Origin of the sequence: Bacillus sp. SIMBA_008, assembly GCF_046535495.1 — a bacterium.
Lineage (GTDB): Bacteria > Bacillota > Bacilli > Bacillales > Bacillaceae > Bacillus > Bacillus subtilis.
The window spans coordinates 1-231 of record NZ_JAWRWL010001379.1 but is presented as its reverse complement, the minus strand read 5'-3'; the positions used below and the strand labels follow the sequence as shown (position 1 = coordinate 231).

General features: G+C 36.8%; 1 protein-coding gene. It reads right to left on the bottom strand.

The features are described 5' to 3' along the window. Window positions 1-18: 18 nt before the first annotated feature. Window positions 19-204 carry a hypothetical protein gene (locus SB658_RS27975; RefSeq protein ID WP_003152588.1) on the bottom strand — a complete coding sequence of 62 codons (186 nt, stop codon included), beginning with the start codon at window positions 202-204 and terminating at the stop codon, window positions 19-21. Window positions 205-231: the final 27 nt, after the last annotated feature.

The window sequence follows — 231 nt, the reverse complement described above, 5'->3', positions numbered from 1 at the left end:
GCCGGTTTCTTTTCTTATTCACAGAGTATAACGTTCATTCCACTGATTCATTTCCTGCTCCGTATAGTAATCAGCCCTTGAAACCTCAACAATGATTAAACCGCATTGAGTGATTAAAAATTGTTTCAGTTCCTCAAACAGCTCGTCTTTTCCGCAAAAGATCGTTTCTATATTGTGATTTTTATATGCAAATGCGTACTTCAAAAGCTAATTCCTCCTGCTGTCTTTCTA